The 22,628-nt window shown below is 38.2% G+C and carries 22 protein-coding genes; 2 read left to right on the top strand and 20 right to left on the bottom strand.

Translation table 11 applies throughout. From position 1 onward, the window contains the following. Positions 1–1,070: 1,070 nt before the first annotated feature. Genes NWF01_08115 through NWF01_08125 form a run of 3 tightly spaced genes read right to left on the bottom strand, consistent with a single transcriptional unit; the run spans position 1,071 to position 3,060 of the window. Positions 1,071–2,066: a DUF1616 domain-containing protein gene (locus tag NWF01_08115; protein ID MCW4024983.1), complete on the bottom strand. Its 996-nt coding sequence runs from the start codon at positions 2,064–2,066 to the stop codon at positions 1,071–1,073. Positions 2,067–2,081: 15 nt separating this feature from the next. Further along, a complete protein-coding gene (locus NWF01_08120; GenBank protein ID MCW4024984.1) occupies positions 2,082–2,291 on the bottom strand; it encodes a hypothetical protein in 210 nt (69 codons plus the stop codon). Between the two features lies 1 nt (position 2,292). After that, positions 2,293–3,060, bottom strand: a complete 768-nt coding sequence (locus tag NWF01_08125; protein MCW4024985.1) for a hypothetical protein — start codon at positions 3,058–3,060, stop codon at positions 2,293–2,295. A 150-nt stretch (positions 3,061–3,210) separates the two neighbouring features. Here NWF01_08125 and NWF01_08130 point away from each other — a divergent pair, with 150 nt between their 5' ends. Continuing rightward, positions 3,211–4,395, top strand: a complete 1,185-nt coding sequence (locus NWF01_08130; GenBank protein ID MCW4024986.1) for a hypothetical protein — start codon at positions 3,211–3,213, stop codon at positions 4,393–4,395. A 9-nt stretch (positions 4,396–4,404) separates the two neighbouring features. On the opposite strand, the gene NWF01_08135 is transcribed toward NWF01_08130, so the two are convergent. The 13 genes from NWF01_08135 to NWF01_08195 all read right to left on the bottom strand — a co-directional run bounded on the left by NWF01_08135 (position 4,405) and on the right by NWF01_08195 (position 16,418). Next, positions 4,405–5,031 (bottom strand): class I SAM-dependent methyltransferase, encoded by a 627-nt coding sequence (locus NWF01_08135; protein MCW4024987.1) that lies wholly within the window; start codon positions 5,029–5,031, stop codon positions 4,405–4,407. Positions 5,032–5,057: 26 nt separating this feature from the next. Further along, positions 5,058–6,692, bottom strand: coding sequence for a hypothetical protein (locus tag NWF01_08140; protein ID MCW4024988.1), 1,635 nt, complete (start codon positions 6,690–6,692; stop codon positions 5,058–5,060). 26 nt (positions 6,693–6,718) lie between these two features. Beyond that, positions 6,719–8,014, bottom strand: coding sequence for a polysaccharide pyruvyl transferase family protein (locus tag NWF01_08145; GenBank protein ID MCW4024989.1), 1,296 nt, complete (start codon positions 8,012–8,014; stop codon positions 6,719–6,721). A gap of 28 nt (positions 8,015–8,042) precedes the next feature. Continuing rightward, a complete protein-coding gene (locus tag NWF01_08150) occupies positions 8,043–9,356 on the bottom strand; it encodes a Coenzyme F420 hydrogenase/dehydrogenase, beta subunit C-terminal domain (GenBank protein ID MCW4024990.1) in 1,314 nt (437 codons plus the stop codon). Between the two features lie 16 nt (positions 9,357–9,372). Further along, entirely contained in the window at positions 9,373–10,275 is a 903-nt protein-coding gene (locus NWF01_08155) for a glycosyltransferase (protein ID MCW4024991.1), read from the bottom strand. 25 nt (positions 10,276–10,300) lie between these two features. Next, the gene (locus NWF01_08160) at positions 10,301–11,899 is read right to left on the bottom strand and encodes a flippase (GenBank protein MCW4024992.1); all 1,599 of its coding nucleotides are present in this window, start codon (positions 11,897–11,899) and stop codon (positions 10,301–10,303) included. Beyond that, positions 11,896–12,471, bottom strand: a complete 576-nt coding sequence (locus NWF01_08165) for a DUF1616 domain-containing protein (protein ID MCW4024993.1) — start codon at positions 12,469–12,471, stop codon at positions 11,896–11,898. Before NWF01_08165 ends, NWF01_08160 begins: the two co-directional genes overlap by 4 nt. A 31-nt stretch (positions 12,472–12,502) precedes the next feature. Next, the gene (locus NWF01_08170) at positions 12,503–12,928 is read right to left on the bottom strand and encodes a hypothetical protein (GenBank protein ID MCW4024994.1); all 426 of its coding nucleotides are present in this window, start codon (positions 12,926–12,928) and stop codon (positions 12,503–12,505) included. Positions 12,929–13,099: 171 nt separating this feature from the next. After that, the gene (locus NWF01_08175; protein ID MCW4024995.1) at positions 13,100–13,900 is read right to left on the bottom strand and encodes a glycosyltransferase family 2 protein; all 801 of its coding nucleotides are present in this window, start codon (positions 13,898–13,900) and stop codon (positions 13,100–13,102) included. A gap of 5 nt (positions 13,901–13,905) precedes the next feature. Further along, positions 13,906–14,058 carry a hypothetical protein gene (locus tag NWF01_08180; protein ID MCW4024996.1) on the bottom strand — a complete coding sequence of 51 codons (153 nt, stop codon included), beginning with the start codon at positions 14,056–14,058 and terminating at the stop codon, positions 13,906–13,908. Positions 14,059–14,196: 138 nt separating this feature from the next. After that, on the bottom strand, positions 14,197–14,577 hold the full coding sequence (locus tag NWF01_08185) for a winged helix-turn-helix domain-containing protein (GenBank protein MCW4024997.1): 381 nt from the start codon (positions 14,575–14,577) through the stop codon (positions 14,197–14,199). A gap of 252 nt (positions 14,578–14,829) precedes the next feature. Beyond that, a complete protein-coding gene (locus NWF01_08190) occupies positions 14,830–15,339 on the bottom strand; it encodes a hypothetical protein (protein ID MCW4024998.1) in 510 nt (169 codons plus the stop codon). A gap of 2 nt (positions 15,340–15,341) precedes the next feature. Then, on the bottom strand, positions 15,342–16,418 hold the full coding sequence (locus tag NWF01_08195) for a phosphate uptake regulator PhoU (GenBank protein ID MCW4024999.1): 1,077 nt from the start codon (positions 16,416–16,418) through the stop codon (positions 15,342–15,344). 199 nt (positions 16,419–16,617) lie between these two features. On the opposite strand from NWF01_08195, the gene pstB reads away from it, so the two are divergent. After that, positions 16,618–17,370 (top strand): phosphate ABC transporter ATP-binding protein PstB, encoded by a 753-nt coding sequence (gene pstB / locus NWF01_08200; GenBank protein ID MCW4025000.1) that lies wholly within the window; start codon positions 16,618–16,620, stop codon positions 17,368–17,370. Positions 17,371–17,421: 51 nt separating this feature from the next. On the opposite strand, the gene NWF01_08205 is transcribed toward pstB, so the two are convergent. From NWF01_08205 to NWF01_08220, 4 genes are all read right to left on the bottom strand, one after another. Beyond that, complete coding sequence (locus NWF01_08205) at positions 17,422–18,897, bottom strand: hypothetical protein (protein ID MCW4025001.1); 1,476 nt, start codon at positions 18,895–18,897, stop codon at positions 17,422–17,424. Between the two features lie 119 nt (positions 18,898–19,016). Beyond that, positions 19,017–19,991 (bottom strand): PKD domain-containing protein, encoded by a 975-nt coding sequence (locus tag NWF01_08210; GenBank protein ID MCW4025002.1) that lies wholly within the window; start codon positions 19,989–19,991, stop codon positions 19,017–19,019. 367 nt (positions 19,992–20,358) lie between these two features. Continuing rightward, positions 20,359–21,036 carry a hypothetical protein gene (locus NWF01_08215; GenBank protein MCW4025003.1) on the bottom strand — a complete coding sequence of 226 codons (678 nt, stop codon included), beginning with the start codon at positions 21,034–21,036 and terminating at the stop codon, positions 20,359–20,361. Positions 21,037–21,146: 110 nt separating this feature from the next. Continuing rightward, the gene (locus NWF01_08220) at positions 21,147–22,334 is read right to left on the bottom strand and encodes a substrate-binding domain-containing protein (GenBank protein MCW4025004.1); all 1,188 of its coding nucleotides are present in this window, start codon (positions 22,332–22,334) and stop codon (positions 21,147–21,149) included. Positions 22,335–22,628 lie beyond the last annotated feature (294 nt).

Consider the following 22,628-nt stretch of genomic DNA (forward strand, 5'->3'; position numbering starts at 1 on the left):
ATGAACATCAGCGCTGTTGCACCAAAATTATGGAAAACTTGCAAGGCTAAGTCCTCGCCCCAATGATAGCCTATACCAAGAATAGTGGTAATGCGAATTATGTTTAAGGCTATGATTAGAGGAAGACCCAAAAGGAGAATAATTAACTTATTGAGCAGTTTACCATGCGTTATATAAGCAATAAAGATTACAAAAATCATAAACCCAATTATACTATAGATCCCCGAGCAAGCAACACTGACATTAAAATGCAGAACAGAAGCATCAGGTCGAGCTATAGTAATAACAGGTCCCGTATTATCAAAAAGAAGGGTAGCATTAAACCCGAAAAGATTCGCTAAACTGTTTGATGCGATTGCACTCAAACTAGCAAGCGCTGAACCTACAGTGTAGAGAATTTCTGATGGCGGAGGGGTTAGGAGAATTAAAAAGGATATGGGAAAAATCAACTGTTTTAGAATCTGTGCATTAAACAAAATAAGAACCAAACTCGCGGTTAATAACGGCAGAGTAAGGACATGAAATTCTAGAGGTGTAAACGAGTAGCTACCATACCAATACAAGAGTATTGCAACGGCAAAAAGTGCGATTCCCGCCAGCGTACTAAAATATTTTTGGAACCCGCGTTTATTTTCTTCAGTTAGCTGAAGTGACGCATTTATCATTTTTCGTTTTCGAAATAGAAGATACGTAAAAAGGAAAGGGATCGCAAGTATATGAAAAGTTGATTCATTAGTCAGAGCGCCTTGAAAAACCATGTTTAAATCCTGAAAATAAAGTGCACCGACCACGACAGTAATAACTGAAAATTTTAAGGCTATAGCTAATCTGTGCTGGTTTAGTGTTGATGCAACCTTGAGGGTATTGCTATGGGGATTATTTACATTTTGCATATAGTGCACTTAGAAGGAAGTGGCTTTAGCGCTAAAATTAGGTTTAGTCTATTGAATATATAGACTAAATACCAAAATAAATGCTAAAAAAAGAATTCATCACTCACCACACCATCATGACACCTCAAAAGAGAATATGATGATACAATTAAAAACAGTCAAGTTTAAAACAATAGCTTACGTTTTTTTCTCATCCAGCTTTTTCACTATTTTCTGAATTTCCCTCCTTAACGAATCAAAATAATTCTCCGCTTCAGCTTCTTCATCACTCAACAACTTCTTAAGCTCAGCAAGCTCATCTTTTGTAAACACAGCCTTCTCTGTCTGAAGACCCAACGCCAACGCGTCTGAGTTCTTTAAGACATCTAAATCACCACTTTTCTGTGGTTCCTCAACGGTGAGGATCTTAGAAGAAACCGGCTCTGTTGTTTGAGCAGGTACGGCTTCAGAAGAAATATCAGGTTTAACAGCACTTGCCATAGGGGGTTGTAAGTTATCTTTAGGATGTTTTTCAACTTTTATCTCATTTGAAATACTATTAGACATTGGCATGTTAAGTACAATAGAGAACTCCCTCAGTAACCCAATTGTTGCAAACACCACTATCAAAGCCGATAAGCTCAGAGTAACAGGGGTTAAACGTATTCCCCAAGGTGTATAATTGAGCACTAAACCAGAAATAGCAATCAAAGAGATACTTAGCCCAATACTTAACGCAGTCCGCTCCAGCTTATCTAAAGTCTCTGAAGAAGTAGGAATAGGAACAGTTGATGGGTAAAGAGCCTTAAGCAAAACAAAACCAGGCAAAAACAATACAAAAACTAAACCCGTAATTTGACGAACATAAACTAAAGGATAAACATCATCGCCAATAGTAAAAACAGCAACAGCTGTTACAATAGTCAAAACTAGTGAAAACCAGAACCAAAAAGACTTAAACGAAAACAGGTATGCTCCAAAGGTTGCTGGCTGCTGCGGCAAACTTCTTTTTTTGAACAAAATCTGGTTTTCATCTTTAAATTGAATCAGCAAACGGATTACTTCTTTTTCAGGCAAAGAAGATTTTTGCTGTAAAAGTTTCACTAATTCAGCAGTAGTTTTAGGCTCACTACTCTTAAGAACCTCAACTATTAATTCGCGCATCTGGCCGACTGCGACCTCTTGACTAACCATCAAATAAACCACCGATTAATAGAGCACACCCACCATTCTCATAACAGCAGTTATCAGAAAGATTACACCCGCAGCATAAGCAGAATTTTTCAGTTTTTCCCTATTACAATCAAGCTTGGTTTGTCCATAATAAGAAGACGACAACTCAGCAGTAATCAAAAGGATGATAGAACACACCGCAAACAGCAAACTCACATCAGTAAAAACTAAAGGGGGTAACTGCACATTATTCCTCCAACATTAAAAACTGAATTTTTGCTGTCTTTACGTCCTTATGTTCTTCACCATCAATGATTATGGGCTTTCCAGTAGTCTTAGCCAACACACACGCAAGAAAACTGCTAAACAAACAACCAATAATTTTGTGTGTCAAAGGATACATTTGGGTTTCTTGACAATCCTCTGTAAAAATGCTACCGTACACCTCAACTATTATCGCATTGCCTTGTGTTTGAATCTCTACGTTTTCTGCTATGGACAAATCCTCAACCAACAATTTAGAAAAGGTATTTTGCAAATTTCTTATTTCAACTTTTGTAAAAGACCCACCTAGTTTTTCCTCAAAAAGCTTTACTAAACCCGAGCCCGGCGGCGTTAAAAATAAACTGTCTTGACTGAGGCTTATTTCACCTACTTTTGTGTCCTGAGGTTGAGGGAACGGCTGGTTTTGCATTTTTGAAATAAACATTAGAGATGATTCAGGGTCTTGGAGGTTTTTTGGGGGGAGATAAATGGCTTTTTGGCTGATTTTATGCTGTGTTAGCAAGCGTTCAGTGTTGCATGCATTTGATGTTGCCACAGCAGTCAAAAAGCGCAAGGGTACATTTCGGGTGGGTTTAATATATAGCAGGATGCCACCCCAGAAAACAAAGCTTACACCCAAGATTGCCAAATATGAAGAATCATAGAAAGAAGAAGCAACTATACAAGTAATTCCCAATACAACAAGGCAGATAATTAGTATTTGAATAATGTTTTTATGGTTCTTCTGCATTTTTATCTTCACGTTCATTTGTTTTTTTTATTTGACTAAAATTTGAAGTAAATATGAAGCATTTCGGCAGGGATTGTTTATTGTAAATCCTTACCAAGAAACCATCGCATATATTAACTCTTAATATATAAGAGATTTGTAGATAACAAAATGAAAAAACAATACATTCTAATTACAACCCTAATACTTCTGCTAATAGCCACACAAGCCCAAGGACTAGCCAGCACCACACAAACCATAACCAACGCAGGCACAATCAACAACAGCCAACCAACAACCACACAAATAGGGCTAAACTACCTCTCAACATACCACCTTTATTCTCCAAAATACACCACTGACGCAATTCTTAACAGGGACTTCTCAAAATTTCAACAAGATAACATAAGCATAATCAGCTTAAGCCTCTACTGGTACCGTTTAGAAGGGAACACCCAAGGAAGCTACAACGGCACGTTACCCGACGGATCAATTTATGGTGACATATTTTTAGATAATGTTAAACATGTCATTTCAACAGCCAATCAATATGGAATCAAAGTTATAGCTACAGTCCAAACGCTTTGGGATGATGATAGCACATGGTGCACACCCGACTATGTTATTGACCCTGCTAGTGGAAAAAACATTGGCTTGGCAATAGTTAGAAGCCCGGAGATGAAACAGGCATTTATAGACATGATAAATCACACCGTTACCTATCTTTCAGATGCTCAAGGCATTTGGGCATGGGGAATCCTTAACGAACCATGGTATTGGGGCAGAACACCAACGGAACATGACTTTGTAACAAGCAACGGACAAACACAAAAGGAAAACTTCCTAACACTGTTTAAAGACCTATCAAATACCGTCAAAATGGTTGATGAAAGACCAGTAACCATAAAATTCTGTAACACCAAGACGTACATAGGGTCAGACGGCGCTCCAAAGATAAAAAATATTTTTACAGACGATTGGGGAATGGATAATAGACTTTTTAATGCCGTTGATTTTGTCAGCTTCAATGTGTATATGCCAGATTACCCGCAACTTGAAGAAACATGGCAAAACATGACTATAACCAACATCAACGAAAGCAATTATCATGGCAAAACGGTTAGTATAAGCGAATTTGGATACAACACTAATGATTCCAACATACAAGCAGCCCACATGGAAAAGAGCATACAATTCTACAAAACGCTACAAGTTACATCCTATTCGGCATGGTTCTGGGAGGGCGATAACAATGTTCCAAACACTTTTGGATACGGAAGAACAGGCTATAACTTATGTGAGGATGCTCAAACCGGTGACACAAGAAGCGCATATGAAATACTGATAAACAAATAAATACGACAATTAACGAATCTTTGTAAAAATAATAACCTGGTTTAATCCAAATTCAAATTTATGTTGTTTTGATAGTTCGAAGCCAAAAGGTGCGACCAATTCAAGCAATTGTTGTGTAGAGTATGAAGCGTGAGCGGCAGTTTTGTGCTCCTGTATTGCCTCGAAACTGGTGAGACCAAAAATTGCCAACATATTATGAACATGTTCACCCATAGGAGTGGCCGTAGTCATTATTAATTTACCGTTATGTTTTATCAATTTTGAAAGCTGACCCAAAAGCACCTCAGGACACTTTAAATGTTCTATAACAGCAATCAGCAACACAGTGTCAAAACGTAAAGCAGACACCTGTGGGGGCAAGTCTTGTTTATCAACATCCACCCAATAGAATTCCAAAGAAGGATATTTTTTGCCCAAACCTTCTATTTCAGGTTTGTTTGTATCAACCCCAACATACCTGACATGATTTTCTTTTGGAAAATAATGCAATATCTCAGCAGGTCCACATCCTACATCTAAGACGACTCCTGAAGAGTATCTACTAACAACTAATGACCGGTTTTTTCTGAGATAAGAGGTGAAGGGAATTAGCTTTCTAATTATCGAAGTTTGTTTTATTATTTTGTTTGAAGACAATTTATACATAAAAACACCTTATAACATTAATTTCCAGGAGGTAATGGGATCTCAACGAATGTACTATTTTCGTATAATTTAATAAAGGGATTATCATAGATCTTATTAAAAAATGCAAAGTTTGATTCATTTAACGGCACATTGTTGTGATAATACAAAAATTGATTAACATCTGCCTGAGAATAAACAATAAATTGATAATACCTCAGAGGTTGCGGCAAAACTGATTCATCGGATATAGGAGATAACACATTCAAATGCACAGGGAACTGAACAGAATATGGGGAAATAAACCACATTAAATAGGTTGTTTTTGCAGTTAGGGAAAAATACGGTGCCCCTGCTGGGACATGATTGATATAAAAGGAAGCTCCCGCGATTTCAGATGATGATACACCTTCCACAGTAGAGCCGCCGTAATGAGCAGGAACATTAGCCACAATCAGCAGGCATACCAAAAACACCAACACCGCAGGTTTTTTAGAGATAAATTTAACGCAAATATAAGATAAGGGAATTAAAGCAAACATAAAAAACCGGATAATTGTCTCCGACATTCCATAAGCAGTTGCCGCGATAGGCAAAGCCATTCCAACAACACATAACAGCCAATATTTTTCTGTGTTCTTTTCTCGTTTTAATATGACCGAAAAAACAAAAATAGCTAAAATCGAGAGCGTTATAAGCATAGTAAAATATCTAAAATCATTTGTAAAAATCTGCGATGATGATCCCGGCAGCACAGCTCTACCAAATTGAGAGCTCAATAAAGTAGGTAACTCCTCTAAAGTTCTTGATGCAGCCCAAGTTGTAAAAGGAGTTGCCCATAGAACGAGATAAGCTACTTCTGAAACAAGAAGCAAGAAGGCCATCACCCGCCCAGTTTTTATTTTATTAAAAAGTAACAAAGGTACAAAACAAGACAACAACATAATTGATGTAAAAGCGTGGGTGAAAATTGTTGCACCTAAAAGAACAAAAACAATCACTACCAATGACCGATCATGACTCTTATAACCAAAAGCAAATCTGCTAAAAATCAGAAATACTAGACCAAAAAACACAAAAGCGACTTCTTGTGGGCTGAAATAGTTACCAGCTACCCACCACCAACTTGCAAGGAACCAAATTGCACCCATAATGGAATTGGATGAATTTAATTTGAGTCTGAATATAAGATAAACTATAACACCAATGAGTAAAGCAAAAAGAGGCGGGGCATATTTGCAGATAAGTACAAGAGGGATACCGGTTATTGAAGTCAAAATTCCGGTAAAATACAAAAATCCTGGAAAATTATGATATTTATAAATACTGTAGAGGTCCTCTGGGAGGTTACCAGTGGTAGCGAGTTGTTGACCTTCTGATGCAGGATAGCTTGTTCCCAACAACGTTGCATTTTCTTGAACAACTGTTGGTACCACGAACAAGTATACCACTACTAAGGCAAAAACAATTGCTAACTGTTTTTTTGATGACCTACCAAGAAATGAAAGAATAAGAACAGCTAACAGGCCCACCCAATAAAATAAAGGAAGTTGGGAAGCAATACCATAATCAGAAACCATAGTGTATGGTATAGAAGTGGTCGCCATTGTGCCTATGGCTCTTGCAATTGATAAAATGAGAAGAGACCCAAATATAAAGAAACGTGTGTTCATGCATACACCAGCTGGCTAATGACTGATTATTTGCTGACCAAACATACAATCAATTTTTCGATCTTCCGTTCATCGGTTAGACAAAGGAAATCAACTTTCTGTGTTAATTTATGGCTAATCTCACTTCGTTGCGACCACACAAAATCTATTTTAAGCAACAACTTTTCCATTGTAAGATTATTAATATTAATTCCAACCTGGGAAAGATCTAATTTCTCAAGTAGACCTGCTTGTTTATGTTCATAAATAATCTCAACAAATGGCACACCTAACGCAGCAGCAAAAATACTAGGATGCATCCTATTTGCAATCAACAGATCCAACTGTTTAATTAAATAAACAAATTCGTCAACAGACTCAGTAATTACAGTTTCAACGTTTTTTTCTTTTCCCTGTTCCATTTCAGTTTGAATCAGCTGACTTAAAAAAGCATCATCTTCTCGCCCAGATATGCTCATTGCTTTTCCTTTTGTAGTTTGACTGGGCAACAGAAGTATTTTTAAATCATCCCTTCTTAGAAGCTCCCGTAAAGTTCCACACAAAACATGCACGTAACGTTTTTTTTCATTTTCAGACATGCCAGCAACAAAACAAGGGGATACTCCTACGACTGTTTGAATTGAAGGATTTTGTTTGAGATTAGGCCTAAAAAAGAAAGCCATATCAATAGACTGAATTATGCAGGAGGTGACACCCAGTTTATTGAGAGTCTGTTTAGAGATTTGTTCTCTAACGCAAATAACATCCATATTGCCAAAAATAAATTTAGCAAACATTTTACCAACAAAAGTATCAAATGGCCCCACGGACTGAGGAAATGTTGTAAAGCGTTTTCTAAAAATTTTTTTGGCTATTAAAACATCCATTGAACCCCAAAGCAACATAAGAAAATTTGCAAGAGTATCCCATAGAGTCCTTTGCCGATAACGTGAACCTTCTACAAATGGCTGATGACCAGACGACAACACAAGATTCGCTTCTTTAAGACCAACCAAATAATTTTTTCGATAAATAGGCGCTAAATTATGTTTTATACAAAGTGCAGATAAAACAGAAAGATATGAAGTTAAAACAAAAAGAAATGGATAAAAAATTAGCGGAGCATCATGACCTCTTATTTTAAAATCAACTAAGGGAGAATGAACTTTGATATTACTATCCATTCGCTGAAGCAAGTCATTAGACCACCAAGTGGCAACAGATATGGCACAGTCAGGAAAAAGACGTCTGAGCATGGCTATTTCGCTCTTAATAATAGCTTGATCGCCTTTATTCCCTACATCACATGCTTGTGTTATAAAGAAATTTAGCAACTTAGTCATCATTTTTCACTTTTCAATCATCAATAATTCAAGATAATTTTAAAAGAATGGAAAACGCAATGTTATAAAGCCTAAATAACGGCAAGGGAACATATTTTGGAAGATTCTTAAAGAACCTATTTTTTTGTGTTCGTATAGAGTAAATACGAATGACATTTACTGCATATGAACTGACGCTGGGCTGCCTCTTCGAAAGTAAACTACAAGCAGGTGATAGTTTATTCATTTTTTGCGCTAAAGATAATCTAAAATCTTGATTTGCAGATTTGAATTTTAAAACATCACATTGGGATTTCATAACCCTTTCAGCAGAAATAGGGTGGATATTAATCATTTTTTTTATGTTCGCATCTTGAATAAATTGTTGACCGATTGGGGTTCTTGATATTATCAATGAATGACCAAGTGTACAACTTTTAAATTCAGGAAGCCATGCATCACCCATACTAACATCAGCAAGTTGATTAAAATGGTCCTGACAAAAAATGCAACGCCAAGGTACAAAAAAGTAAGAATCGAAAAGAGGATAATACGATTTAAATGATCCGGAATAAGGCAAGTTATAAACTAAACCAGTGGTTGTTTCCACATACATTGACCCCGGTCGCCCATGACTTCTGTAACGCAATCGTTGAACTTGACTGCAGTTAATCTTTAATTTTGACAACACAACTTCTGTAGCTTTGGAATTATTTGAATGCGCACAGAAAAGACCAATTGTGAGAGCAATTCTTTTTTCAAATTCGGGGTGAATCTTCAAAAACTTTCTTAAAGCCTGAATATGACAAGGTAACCCTACAATCGCAAATCGGCCAGTCTTATTACTAAACAGATTTCTTAACTCTAAATTAGTTGGGCAAGGACAGTATTTTGAACCTGAAGCAGAAAGAATTTCATCCACCGTCCTTGCAATGAATGGTTCAGCCAACAAGGGATTATCTGTACTCATTCGAGATACTAAGGCACCATCAATCATTTTGTTCTGTAACGCATAAATCAATAGCTGAGTTACAATTCCACCAGAAGACACATGGATAGGTTTGTTAAAATTATTTGCATTTCCACTGTAGCACTTGATATAATTACCGAAAATAGAATCTTTTGAGAGTTGATGAAATTTGGATTCATTTAAACTATGAAAATTAACTTCTATCCCAGGACAGATCTGTATGCAAAGACCACAACTTATACATAGAGCAGAGTTAATTTTTGGAATAAACACATCATATGCGTCTTTTTTAAGAGTAATGGCTTTTTTAGGGCAGATACTTATACAGGTGCCACAGCTAATACAAAGATCCGATTCAACAACTCTATTGATATTGAGTCTTCGTTGATTCATGAACACTCACTAGAAGTCAATAAGTTTTACCAACAATATAGCCCAAAAAAACCATAACCGTTGCAACCCAAAGTGTCCAACAACGAGAAGGACCTGTTCGTATATTACCCTGTAGCAACATTTTTGAGGAACCCAAAAAAAGGTTGTGCAAATAGGTTTTTTCAGCTCCAAGTGCAATCTTTGTTTGGCTGCTACTTGAGATAAACGCTTTTGAGAAACCTTCAGAATATGAACGTTTCAGCACATAATTGACACTGACTCTATTGGCTGAAACTCTATGATAGACAACTGCAGTGGGGTCATAGAGGATTGATGTTCCATGCAACTTATTTGTTGCACGTATGCCGATTTCGGTATCATCGTGACCCATCAGTTTATTCCCGACTCGACCGGTTTCTGTGCTGAAGTAGCCTACTTTTTCAAACATACTTCGCCTAAAAGCCATGTTGCAACCAATGGGGTTTCGGATAGGTGCTTTCTGGGTTGGAAGACCTTTATAGGAACACCCGACTACCCAGTATAATTCTTCAGGAAACCATACAGGATTTTTAGATGGCCAAACAGGAAGTATTTTGCCGCCTACACCAATAACGGAAGGGTATTCGAAGTTGTTTATGAGGTTTTGGAGCCAGCTCTTATCAGCTGTGGCGTCATCGTCTATGAATGCGACAAATTCAGAATCAGTGTTTTTTATGCCAGCATTTCTAGCTGCTGATAAACCAAAAGCATCACTCACAACAAGTTTGACAGATGAATCTAACCGTTTTTTGTAATAGGAAACTAAGGACGCTTGGGGGTCTAAAACCAGAATTATCTCTTTGGGAGGAAGAGTTTGTTGCTTAAGAGAAGCAATGCAATCCATTACATCGTTTGCTCTCTCAATTGAGTAAACAGAGATTATTACGGAAACACTTCTCAAAAACGCTACACCCCAATGGAATTAGTTATGGATTATTAGACCCATATAGAGTATTGAAAATTTTATGTTGATAACCAAACAATGGTCTAGCGATAAATCTCACCAAGGGCAACTTGCCAGTCACTTTTTCTAATGATTCAATTTCAGCTTCATTAACTATCCCCATTATTGGCATCAAAGTTATGAATATTATCAGATACATTAATCCACCAATTAGCAAGACGGCGATGAAGTTTAGGGATAAAAAGACTAATAAAACCAATGGTGGAACAGCGGAAAGGAGGGAAATTAAGTATATTCGAAGGTCAGGTCCGAAACTGAATTTTATCTTAAGTTGCCGTATTGCAACAATGGCAGCGTAGACTGACGCAACTATGGTCGATACTAAGAAAGCAACTATGACACCGACAACATCGTAGAGAGCAGCAAGTGGTGGTGAGAGGACAAGCAAGAGTACAAAATTAATCAGTGTCATGTTCATGGTTAAACGGGTTTTGCCTATACCATTAAACACACTCATTAATGTAAGAGAGCCAATTATTGCAAGTAAAAAGACGGAACAGTTCAGGGACAAATACAAAGCTGCTGAAGTGTAAGTTGCTCCATAAATCAAATTAACAATTGGACCTGAAAAAATAATCACTGAAATGGTTATAGGTATGACTATTAGGCAGGTGTATTTGTTTGCTTTATTAAAAAATGTGCTGATAACTTCAGGTCTAGCAGATTCAAGTTTTGAAAATGCAGGTAGAAAAGCTGTTGTTAAGGACGCGGAAAGAATAGTTAATAAGGCTACAAAATTGTATGCTGCTCTAAAATTTCCTATAGCCACATCAGAAGTGAAAAAGGCAAGAATAACTTGCTGATAAAGAGGAAAGAAACCGACTAAGACAACAGAAACATATACAGGCATGCCATACTTTGCGAGAAGTAAAAGAATCTGGCGTCCATTTTCATTGGCAATTCCCCGCTTAATGCTTCTTTTATTGGGCTTGAGAAATTTGATGAACAGTATAGCGCTTCCAACAATTGAAGCTATAAGAAAGCCTCCAACAAAACCAATCAGTGCGCCAGTTACACTAAAACTGAACAATACAAGGGCAACTTGTAATATTGTAGTGAGAACTGCTCGGATAGTTGTGTTTAAAGCACTATATTCAGACTGGTCTAGTCCTACGAATGCGGAATTGGCTGTTGTAAAGAATACTTGAAAGACCACTGAAAGGGACGCTATCTGTATGAAGAAAACAAAATCAGGCCTATTTATGAGAAGAGCGAAATAGTTAGCAAAAACTATGCTAAAAATGGAAACTGTAATTCCGATAGCTAACCTAAAAATTAGGCTGTACTTGATGATTGCAGGAATACGTTCGCTTTTTCCTTCTGTACGAAGACTGGCGGCAAATTTGGTAACACCTGCATTCATGCCTAAATCTGTAAGCAACGCAAGAAGCATAGGAACTACAAGAACCAGATTGTACTGACCATATAATTCAGGTCCCAGAAATCTCCCCATAAGTATGGCAGAGACCGCCAAAATTATGCTAGCTAAAGTTGCGCCTGAAAACAGAAAAAAGCTGCCGCGTGCAGAGTCTTCTGTTACTTGTGAGATGTCAGTAGTCATAGAGCATCAACGGTAGATGTCAGTTTAAGCCAGAAGTAAACATATCTGTTTTGGTATTGCAATGTGTCTAAGTCAGGATTGAAAGCCCAAAGCTCGATGAGAATTTGATAATAGTACCCGCTGTTATCCTGGTCGAACTGGGCGATTTTGTTTACAGTAAACACTTCACCATTAATGTTTATGTTTTGAATTAATAATTGATGATTTGCGGCAGACACATCAGTTATGCTAAAGTTTAAGGGAACCATCCAGTTTGTATTGTCTTTGATGAGTGCGCGGTACTCATATATGGATGGTAAGGATGACGGCGTCTGGGTTTCCTCATTGGGGAGCGCGTCCGTTTGATTTTGCAGTTTTAGATAACAGACATAGTAAGTAGATGCACCTAAGTGATTGCCTACACCCAAATAGACAGTATAATCCTGATTAACCACTATGTTAAAAGGCATACCCTGCGCCATCTCGTCTGGTCCCAACACGTAAAGTTCAGAAAACGCTTCACCAGCAGGGAGGTCTTCTAAGATGTACCCCAAAACCGGTGAAGCAATAAGTAAAACGCCGATTAAGCCCACAGCAACAAAAATAATCTGATAATCGGAGAACTTAATTGCCAGTCACCTCAGGTTGTGTATCCAATAGGCTACGCAGATAACGCCGCTCAAACAAGCGCCAAACCAAAAATAACCCTAAAATAAACAAAACTGACCCGCCCATTACAGAACCAACACTTAACCAAAAAGCATTCATGCTTTGTGATGTAACTGATTCTTCAGCAGTTTTAGCTTGAGCGGTAACCTGTTGAGAGATAGAGATTGCAGAATCCGCATTACTTATTACGGAGTTGACGTCGCCAAATCTATTTGCGTTTTCTGCGTGTGCTAAGAAAGTTATAGCATTGTTTAATTTAGCTATTAACTCAGTAACGTTTGCACCAGCTTTCTCAGCACTTAAAACAGCGGTAAAAGCCTGTTCAGTTGCATCATTGGCAGCTTGTAATTTTGCGGCACTATCATTTTGAGCTGAGACCACAGGTACTCCAAAAAAGTAGGAAATTGACAGCAAAAGGATAAGCAGGCTCGTAGTCATCAATTTACAGTTAGACACCATACGAACCGCCAAAGATTATTCTAATTCTAAAAATTTGGAAAGCAAATAGTGGAATCTTGTAAATATTTTTAAAGAACTTCAGAAAAAACTAAGTCAGGTGAGGGAGGCTATAGCGATTGTCTTCAAGATTTTATAGCCATCCCTAAATGTTTTAAGGTTGGATTTCCCACTTTTGCGTTCATATTCAATGCTAGGTACTTCAACAACTTTAAGTCCGAGCTTTTTGGCTTTTATAAAAACTTCAGTTTCTATTTCAAAACCGTTAGTCTCCAGAACTGGCGCCAAAGCTCTAACCGCTTTCTTGTTTAAAGCCACAAAACCATAGCATAAATCGGTATAATTTGAAGAACACACAAAATTAACAAACGATGTCATTATAGTGTTGCCAAATCTTCTCAGAAAAGTCATATCGTAAGTTTTGCCGCCAGATATAAAACGTGAACCTTTAACGACATCGGCGCCATCCTTGATTGCTGCAACAAATCGGGGAACTTCTTCTGGAGACATAGAGCCATCCGCATCCATCAACACCAATACGTCAGAATCCAAATATTCATTCTTTAGAACTTGTCGGATAGCTTGACCTTTACCGCGTCCATCCTGCAAAACGATTTTGGCACCATTTTTTTCAGCAACCTTTAAAGTTCCATCAGCTGATAAGCCATCAATGACCAAAATATTGTCAAGACCCAATCCAGTCAGTTGTGTGAGTACATCGCCAATGTTTTTTTCTTCATTAAAAGCGGGAATCGCAACGCCTATACTTAGGTCCAAACAATCAATCTTGAAACCAGAAAATTCAAGGTTACTTGGCTGCAACAAATCAGCGTCATGCAGCATACCGATTTGGGTCTCATTGAACAACTCTTCCGAATTTGAAAGATCACCCGCCATACCTGTCAACCCCAAAAAGGCGCTTTAGGCTCAAAAAAGCCGTGGCTTGATTGGACAACTGGTTGACTGGCTCTGGCGAGGAATCCTAATTTGTCCTTGTCACCCAAAAGGGCAGTAGCCAAGATTATAATGTTACTGTGTCTTTCTCCTTTCTCCATTGCAATAAGTCTCCTCTCTTATGGATAACTTGCCTTCCTGAAAGGAGAAAAGGGGAAAACCGTTATATCAAAACTCTCGACGTTAATTCTATATCACTATATTGCCTAATCTTTAGGTATAGTCTATAATGAGACTAACTATGGCGTTGGAGAGTCACCATATAAACTTGATAACTTTTGGTATTCAAAATTTAAAGTTTCAAGCAACGCCTGGGTATTAACATAGCGCTCATGTATGTACCAGTATTGCTTAAGAAATGCACTGCCTTTAGAAGTCAGTGAGTAGTTTGATCCCTCAACCTTAATCAAATCAAACTCCATAACGATAGACAGGTACTTATTAACTAAAGTATAGTTCAAATTTGCTTTGAGCATAATTCTGGTTTTGCAGGCACCAGATCCTGCAGCATCCAAAACTGAAATTATTATACTTAAACGATCACGTTTTTTACGAACCAAAGCAATACCCCAAAAGATGTTTTTAAAAAATAAATCAAACTTGGAATCAAACCTATCCAATCCCTTCCTGACAGAAGAGGACATGAACAAGGTGTCTATTTATGGTTTAATCGACTACTCTCCTTCCTCCAAGTAACTGAAATCGAAAATGCCATGGAAAACCTTTAACCATTTTCCATAAACTTTCCATAGACTATATACTGTCAAAAAATGAAAACTGCGATGCTTCAAGAAAACTTCGTCTAAACAGAAGCGAAACCCTCAGCCACATCAGTATAAGATAAAAAAAAATATTCCGTATAGGAAACACTGTTAATTTATGTGAACAGTCGCTGTATGTGTGTCAAATTTTGAAAATAAAAAGAACACAAACACAGCATTAACGATAAACATTATAAAAGAAAAGGGCGCATTTAAAAAGCCAAGAAATAAAAACTCTGAAAACTGGAAAAAAGCAGCCAGCGTAAATATCAACATAGCAGCTAAACGAGCAACTTTATGTCTCACCCAAAGCCCTAAACCAACAAGCAGTAAATCAACACCAATTATCCAAGAAACGGATCCAAACGTTATGGCATCCAAACCAGCAAGTTCAGCCATGGAAAGTGGAACACCCGGCACTAAATCAATAGAAAAAGCAGGTTGCAAATCTTGAGTTGTTTGAGCGAGTTGAGATGAAGAACTGGGACATTCAATCATCAAATATATCCCACCAATAATCAAGATAATGCCAAAAGTTATAGTGAGTTTAGATACAAAATCGGTTACAGTTTTATTTGTTAAATATTTGTTTATGTTTAAATTGTTAACTGTTTCTGCCATGATTATCCCAGTATTGAGTCCACTGTTAGATTGAGAACAATCTCGGCTATGTCACAGGAGTATTCAGCTGTTCTCCGAATACTTTCAATAATTAAACGCAATGTTGCTACATCCTCAATATCTACCTGAGCAGAGATAGCATCATGCTCTAAAGAAACAACCTCATTGATGTTTTCCATTATTTTTTCAGCCATGTTATAGTCTTGTCTGAAAAGGGCTTCCATGGCGATAGTGAACATTGTGATTGCTATATTACCCATTTTGTCAATTTTCTCTAAAACATCGGGATTTAACCCCTTTTTGAGGACTAAAATGTTTTCTGCAATCTTAACAGCATGATCTGCTGTTCGTTCCACTGACGTTGTAACAAGACGATAGCTTAAACAATCTCTATCGTTTTCAAGACCGATTTCTTTGGATACCCGAGGATTTTGTATGGCCAATTTTAACAATCTATTAACATAAAGATTAAACCGATCCACTTCGTTATCTGTGGATATTATTTCCTTTGCCAGTTGGTAATCATTTGTTTTTAGGCCTGATAGTGCTTCTTTATGCATCGAGGTAGCTATTATGCTCATTCTTCTCAGAGCGCTTTGCACTGTAAGTTCAGGATAGCTTAGAAGAACTTGTAAGCTCAATTGATGTGATGTATCGGTTACTATTTCTGTTCCAACCAGCATGCGACGAACAAAATTTTTGATTTCATACCTTTGTTTTGTAGACAACGCTTGTTTATCGGGTTTAACTGGTCTAATTTGAAGGGTATTATGTCCCGCTAAATAGACTGCAATAATTTTTCTTGTTATCATTTCTGTAGAGTCCGAAGCAGAAACCTTGATTACAACTTCGCCAGTCTTTTTTTGCACAGCAGCAGCTGGAGGACCTATAGTCAATAAGCCACCTTGTTCCTCGCGTAATTTAATGAAACTTCCTTTCTTTAATTGATTAGAGGCAATCCATTTTTTAGGTAATGAAATAATGTAAGTAGAGCCACCAGTGAACTGAATTTTTCTTGTTTCCTCATCCTGTTTTGCCTGCACTAAGCCTTCCCTTTCCATGCCTTCGGCTAATAACACGGCTATCTACAGAGAATTACATAATAAATGCCTTATCTATAGAAAGTACATACAAAATCATAGTTTATTGCTGCTATTGCGAAAACCAATATAATACATTTTACCCAAACGATTCACTGAAAGAAGATAAGGTGCCATAATCAAGTTAACCTTAAACAAAATCAAATCAAAAAAATGTTCGCTTTAGGAGGAGAAAGGATTGGGTAAAGTTCAAACTAAAAAATTCAATTTATGGTTCAAAAATAATCACATTTTGAAAAATGTTGATTTTGAAATCAGAGAGAAAACAGTAACTGCCATAATGGGCCCGTCTGGATGTGGCAAATCAACTCTTTTACGCTCAATTAACCGAATGAATGACTTAATCAACGGTTGCAAAACTGCTGGCGAAATATTTTTCGATGGAATGAACATTTATAGTGATGACAGCAATGTTTACGATTTAAGACGCAGGATAGGCATGGTATTCCAAAAGCCCAACCCATTTCCTAAATCCATTTTTGAAAACGTAGCTTTTGGTCCACGCATCCACAACACAGCAAAAGGCGAAAAACTAAAAGAAGTTGTCGAGAACAGTCTCAGAGGCGCAGCATTGTGGGATGAAGTCAAAGATCGCCTAAACGAGCACGCTTTTAGCTTATCAGGAGGCCAGCAACAAAGGCTTTGCATAGCACGTGCATTAGCTGCCGAACCTGAACTGATACTTATGGATGAACCATGTAGTGCTTTGGACCCCGCTGCGACAGCACGTATAGAAACGCTTGTTGGAAAACTTAAGGAAAAATACACTGTCATCATTGTTACTCACAATTTGCAGCAAGCATTACGAGTCTCAGATTTCACAGCTTTCATGTATGTAGGTCAACTTGTCGAATATAATAATACAAGAACCCTTTTTGAAAGACCAGCAAACGAGTTAACTCGAAACTACATTAATGGCAAATTCGGCTGATAACGGAATGTCCAGAATAAACACTCATTTATTTCTTTTTTATAAAAGATTTTAGATGGAAAATTTATTAAAAAAAGCACTTTTTCTTTTATGAGAAACTATGTAAAAGGATAAAAAGGCGGCAAAACAGACAAAAAGTGCAGCAATACCAGCCCAAGCATACTCCGGCACAGGAAATGGACCAGCAGTAGGAGATGATGTGGGGGGTTGAGTGGAAGTAGGATTCGTAGTAGATGTTGGCTCTTGTGTAGAAATACTATCTAAAATTGTAAAGTTAACATCCACTTCCGCCGCTAAGGCAGTACTATTTTCAGATAATAAGCAAATATAAGCTATTGCTTCGCCATTGAAAGCCCATTGAGGAATAAAGATTGATGCAGTATATGTGTCATTTACCGGTGTTTCACTGTTTTTTATTGTGTATGAGTTTATGGGGATTTGTGCATGGTCAAATAAGGTTATATCTATTTGATGCCACGAAGAGAAGTTACTCAGGCTGCGTGTAGGTATCGTTATTGAAATGTTTTCTAGCTTGTGGACACTTGAGGGAACTTGAACGCTGCTGATTATATCGTTTGAACGAGTAAACGTAAATCCAACAGTATCATTTAAAAACACGCCAGAAACAGTTGCTGACGCATTAATAATCCAGATTCCAACCATCTCAGCCTCGATTTCACTCGGTGGAGGCAACCTAAATTCGAAGGAAGCATAACCAGACGAATTTGTCTGCACTATTTCAGATTTAAATTGAGTCCCATTATAAGTAACTACAAAGGACACATCTACACCCTCAACAGATTCAGTAGAATGAAGAAGCCTAGTATATGCCTTAACAAGTTCCAGCGAACGATAAACCCCACCGCTTGCACCTATTCCGCCTTTATCAGTAAAAGCGTCGATTTTGCCAGTATCAGGCACAACAGGGGCAATTACAGTCACTGTTGGAGAAGTTATGGGTAGAGAAATTTTTGGGTATACACCATCGCTTAATGCTGGACCGGTTAATGTTGCACCAGTAAATTGAATATTTGCATCACCAGTACCAACAATAAGGAAAGTAAAATAACACAACTCACCCGCAGTAAGGCTTGAAGCGCCATCATCATCACCAAGAATACCATCACCAACCCCACCCTGAAGAGCCCCCACGGTATTGTTAATGACGCCTGGAGCGAAGAGCGTGGTATAGTCTCCATTGTCTCTGTCTCTAAGATATGTACCTTCTTTGATTTTGGTTAAGTTAACGACATCTGGATTCCACGTTACAAGGTCTATTCCCCAACCCCAGATGTCAGCAGCGTCACTGATAGTGAGACTGACCTGAAAGGTGGTTGAACCAATTGTGTATGTCCCGTCCGGGTATGACCATGATGATTCCGTTGTATCTCTTTGATAAACATTAAATGTTCCTGACGTGGTTGCGGAAACAAAGCTGTTGACTGATAGTAAAACCATTGATGCCACAAGGAGTGTTAGGCAAAATAATCCAATTATCTTTTTATGGCTGATTTTATTGGTAAACATAATCAACTACAACGAGAGTTCCTTTGTTTACTTACTAAATTAGCATTATCTACATAGAATATGGTCTGTTATAGGAACCAATTAGATATAAATAAATAGAAGAAAATAAGAAAATTAGTTTATCTTGCTTTTCTGAGCCAGAAAACTGAACCAGCCACGACAATAATTGTAACTGCAACAATAATACCTAAGATGGTAACGGGCAAGTTTTTGGTAATGTCAATAACAACGGGAGTAGAAGATGGTGAAGAGTCAGACGGTGTAGGAGATGCAGTGGTGTCCTTTTTGACTTTTATTGTAACTGAGGCATCATCAGTGCCATATGAATCTTGAACTGTTAACAAGATATCATATGTTCCAGTGTTATTGAAAGTGTAGGTAGCAATCATGCCTGTTAGAGTTTGGGCTGTGCCATCAGTAAATGTCCATGTATAAGTGGTATCATTTCCCACAGACACTGTTCGTGACGCATTAAGAATAACGGGGGTTCCCTGTACGACTGTTTTGTTGTCTCCTGCGCTAGCGATTGGTGGACCAGCAGTTGCTTCAAGAGAAATTTTGGCAGTAAAAGAAGTTGATGAAGGAGTTATATACTCCATTTCATTATTAGCCGTTCTTTCATAAATTAAACGTATACCCTCTAGTTTTAGTGGAGAGTCTGAACATGGTTTTATCACTTTAAATGTTAAAGTTGCTAGCGTTCCACTTCCACTTGCAAAGGTAGTAAGACTACCCAACACAGCATCAGCTATGGTGCATTTTCCTGGAGGATATCCTACTGAGTCCTCCGCAGGTAAAACTCCATAGATAGTGGTAATATCTTGGTCTGAAAAGAAAGAGCCTTCTTGAGGAATCCCAACTAAAGACAGACACTCTGGATCCCATGTTACGTTGGCATCCCAGCCCCAAAGATGTTCAACTGATGAAATCTCGATTGCAACTGTGAACTCTTCATTGAGTTGTTCAGCAGTATACTCAGCTGGGTCAAACGTTAGAGTAGGAGCATTTTGAGCGTTAACTGGTTCTATGTTCACAGCAAGAAATATTGATAACGCAGACAGGATTAAAAGGCAAGCGATAAATTTTCTGTTCATTTTTTGAATCCTCTCGGAAAAGTTATTTTCTGCCGATTTAGTGATACTTCTTGATTCGGAATCAACTGAGAATTTATGCGTGAAATAAACCATAGGTCTGAGAAAACTTGCATCAATTGACGCCTCCACTTGCACGCTGGATTATTCCTATTGCTAATAACTTGATGCGATAACATATTTTTTATCCCTTCTCCAATCTGAGTTTGGCAATTTTTCTGTTGCCTATTTCTAATTAGCGTTATCTACATAAAATATAGGACTTATAGTGAGAGTGAGAAGGGTTACAGCAATTAAACCTCTTAAAGTATTAAAAAATAAAAAAAGTTGGTTGCTGGATCACAATTAGTGATCAGCACTTTTCCATAGCTTAGATGTGTTTGCTGAATGATGGGAATTTGAAGCTTTTCTTGAAGGCTGCGAATGCAAAGAATGCTGCGAATGCTGCGCCTAAAGCTGCAAGAGCACCAACGAGGTATTCAGGAACCACGAATGGTCCTGTAACGTTAACGAGTGGTGCGTTCACTGTAACATCGCCATCATTTAAGGTTGCACCGCTAAACTGAATGTTTGCATCGCCAAAACCGACAATCTCGAACTTGAGATAGCATAATTCGCCAGTCTCAAGAGTTGAAGCGCCATCTTCGTCACCTAGAATAGCATCGCCAATTCCTGCAGAAATAATGCCAACGTCATTATCAATTGTGCCTACAGCGAAGAGTGTGTTATAGTCGCCATTTTCTTCATCTATTAGGAAATCGCCTTCTTTCACCTGAGTGCAGTGGACAACGTCAGGGTTCCAAGTAACAGTGTCAAAGCCCCAACCCCAAACCTCAGAAGCGCCACTAATGTAGACGCCGACTTGGAAGATTGTGCCCATATCACTTGGCATGTATGTCCATGTTGATTCAGTAGTTCCTCTCTTGTAGACATCGATTGAACCGGTTGCAGAAGCAGAAGCAACGCTAGCAAGGACTAGTGGGACGATTATGAGCAAAGCTAACGACAGTGTAGCTATGGTTTTTCTTTTATAGATTTTAAAGTTCATTTATTTTTATCTCCTTTCAATTTTTTACTATTTTTATCTTATTTTTTTATTATTTCCCTAAATAAAAGGGGGAACGTGATTCAGTTTTTGCTTATACACTTTGATTGTGTTTACTTGTAGTTGCGTGCAAAGATGTATGTGTCTGTAGGACTGTACTGACCGTCAGCGTTCATGTCGACATAGGGGTTAAGTAAGCTTGAACCATAATTGCCTGCAAAGTAGTATAGATCTAATGGTGAAATCGCGTTGTCAGGGATGTACTGAGTCTGACCTGGGCGTGCTCCGTTACCTGTACTGATGTCGCTTGTGAAGTCGTCGCGTAGCATGTTCATGTAGCCTTCACCTGAAACGAAGTTCTCTTCACATAGATCTTCGACGTATGCGTAGTCACCTTGGTAGTCAGGGTTGGTTGCGTTTGGCAGTTTCATGAAGCTGATCCAAACTGATTGAGCTGCATCTTCTGAGCCAACTGCTGGAATGCCGTCAGTGAGGTGCCAGAGGTTGCGGATTGGTGTGTATAGACCTGCAAGAACGTTTGCTTCTGTTGGTTCGTAGTATTCGCCTTCGGCTGCGTTGTAGATGTTAATTGGGTAGAGTCCACCGAGGTGGAGGAAGCCCATGCCGATGAAAGCAATTGAATAGTCTTTAGTAGCACCTGTTGTCATGTGGTTGTAAACGTCAATGTTGTTTGGCAGTTCTGTGAATGGAGTAGTTATGTCTGTAAGTTCTAGATCTTCTGGGTCAAGGAAGAAGTTATAGAAGCAGTCAGTAGTTCCGGATTCAAGGTCGCGTACGACTCTGTCGATTGGAGTTGCTGGTGCAGTGCCGACAAGGTAGCCTGCTGGAAGATCATCCCAGTTGGTGTAACCGCCGCAGTAAATGTCTGCAACTTCTTGCGTTGTTAGGTCTGTTTTCAGCCAGTTGTTGCCAGGACCGATAAGAATTGCAATGCTGTCAATACCTATAGACCAGATTTGAGCGTTATCAGCACCAGATAGGGCCCATTCAGTTGATTTGGGAAGCCTTGACATTGAACCGACGTCAGAGTAAGGCGTATCTACCTGATAAACACCTGGAAAAGCACCGCCGCTTCCGCCTGAATTGACCTCAACAGAAGTAATTGCAGGATAATGGTTCATAAAAGCAGTTTTTGCAGCCATAGAGACTGGATAAACTGTTGAAGAACCTCTCGTTACTAATTCGTGTGATGTTAGCAAAGCCTGTACTGGACCGACCATTGCAAAAGCCATTAATGCAATCAAAGCTATAGCAACAATAGATTTTTTAATAGGTGTCAATTTGTTTCCTTTCTCCTTTTGTTTTTGAACGATTTCCGTTCGAGCTAACGACCGGTGTTTCGTTCGAGGAGTCTTATCGGGTAGCGAGAATATTTTGGTTGTCGATTTAAATTACGTATAACTATTTAGGCTAAGTTTTATCGATAGAAAACGATTTTAAAAATGAAAAAAGCAACTTTTGCTATAGCCACTTTAGATGGAATAGAGTCTATTGTAAATAAATAGGATACCAATATTTTGTTGCAAGGATATTTTGAGCCTGTATTTATAAGGGAGAGAGCAAGGAGAGAGGAA

Source organism: Candidatus Bathyarchaeota archaeon (genome assembly GCA_026014585.1).
In the GTDB taxonomy this organism is placed as follows: domain Archaea; phylum Thermoproteota; class Bathyarchaeia; order Bathyarchaeales; family Bathycorpusculaceae; genus Bathycorpusculum.

Excerpts from the sequence above, each read along its gene's own strand:
- NWF01_08115 (MCW4024983.1), bottom strand. The coding sequence starts at position 2,066 with ATGGTTAGTCAAGAGGTCGCAGTCGGCCAGATGCGCGAATTAATAGTT.
- NWF01_08160 (MCW4024992.1), bottom strand. The coding sequence starts at position 11,899 with ATGACTACTGACATCTCACAAGTAACAGAAGACTCTGCACGCGGCAGC.
- NWF01_08180 (MCW4024996.1), bottom strand. The coding sequence starts at position 14,058 with ATGGAGAAAGGAGAAAGACACAGTAACATTATAATCTTGGCTACTGCC.
- NWF01_08210 (MCW4025002.1), bottom strand. The coding sequence starts at position 19,991 with ATGAACAGAAAATTTATCGCTTGCCTTTTAATCCTGTCTGCGTTATCA.
- NWF01_08150 (MCW4024990.1), bottom strand. The coding sequence starts at position 9,356 with ATGAATCAACGAAGACTCAATATCAATAGAGTTGTTGAATCGGATCTT.
- NWF01_08175 (MCW4024995.1), bottom strand. The coding sequence starts at position 13,900 with ATGGCGGGTGATCTTTCAAATTCGGAAGAGTTGTTCAATGAGACCCAA.
- NWF01_08205 (MCW4025001.1), bottom strand. The coding sequence starts at position 18,897 with ATGTTTACCAATAAAATCAGCCATAAAAAGATAATTGGATTATTTTGC.
- NWF01_08190 (MCW4024998.1), bottom strand. The coding sequence starts at position 15,339 with ATGGCAGAAACAGTTAACAATTTAAACATAAACAAATATTTAACAAAT.
- NWF01_08215 (MCW4025003.1), bottom strand. The coding sequence starts at position 21,036 with ATGAACTTTAAAATCTATAAAAGAAAAACCATAGCTACACTGTCGTTA.
- NWF01_08140 (MCW4024988.1), bottom strand. The coding sequence starts at position 6,692 with ATGAACACACGTTTCTTTATATTTGGGTCTCTTCTCATTTTATCAATT.
- NWF01_08145 (MCW4024989.1), bottom strand. The coding sequence starts at position 8,014 with ATGACTAAGTTGCTAAATTTCTTTATAACACAAGCATGTGATGTAGGG.
- NWF01_08125 (MCW4024985.1), bottom strand. The coding sequence starts at position 3,060 with ATGCAGAAGAACCATAAAAACATTATTCAAATACTAATTATCTGCCTT.
- NWF01_08130 (MCW4024986.1), top strand. The coding sequence starts at position 3,211 with ATGAAAAAACAATACATTCTAATTACAACCCTAATACTTCTGCTAATA.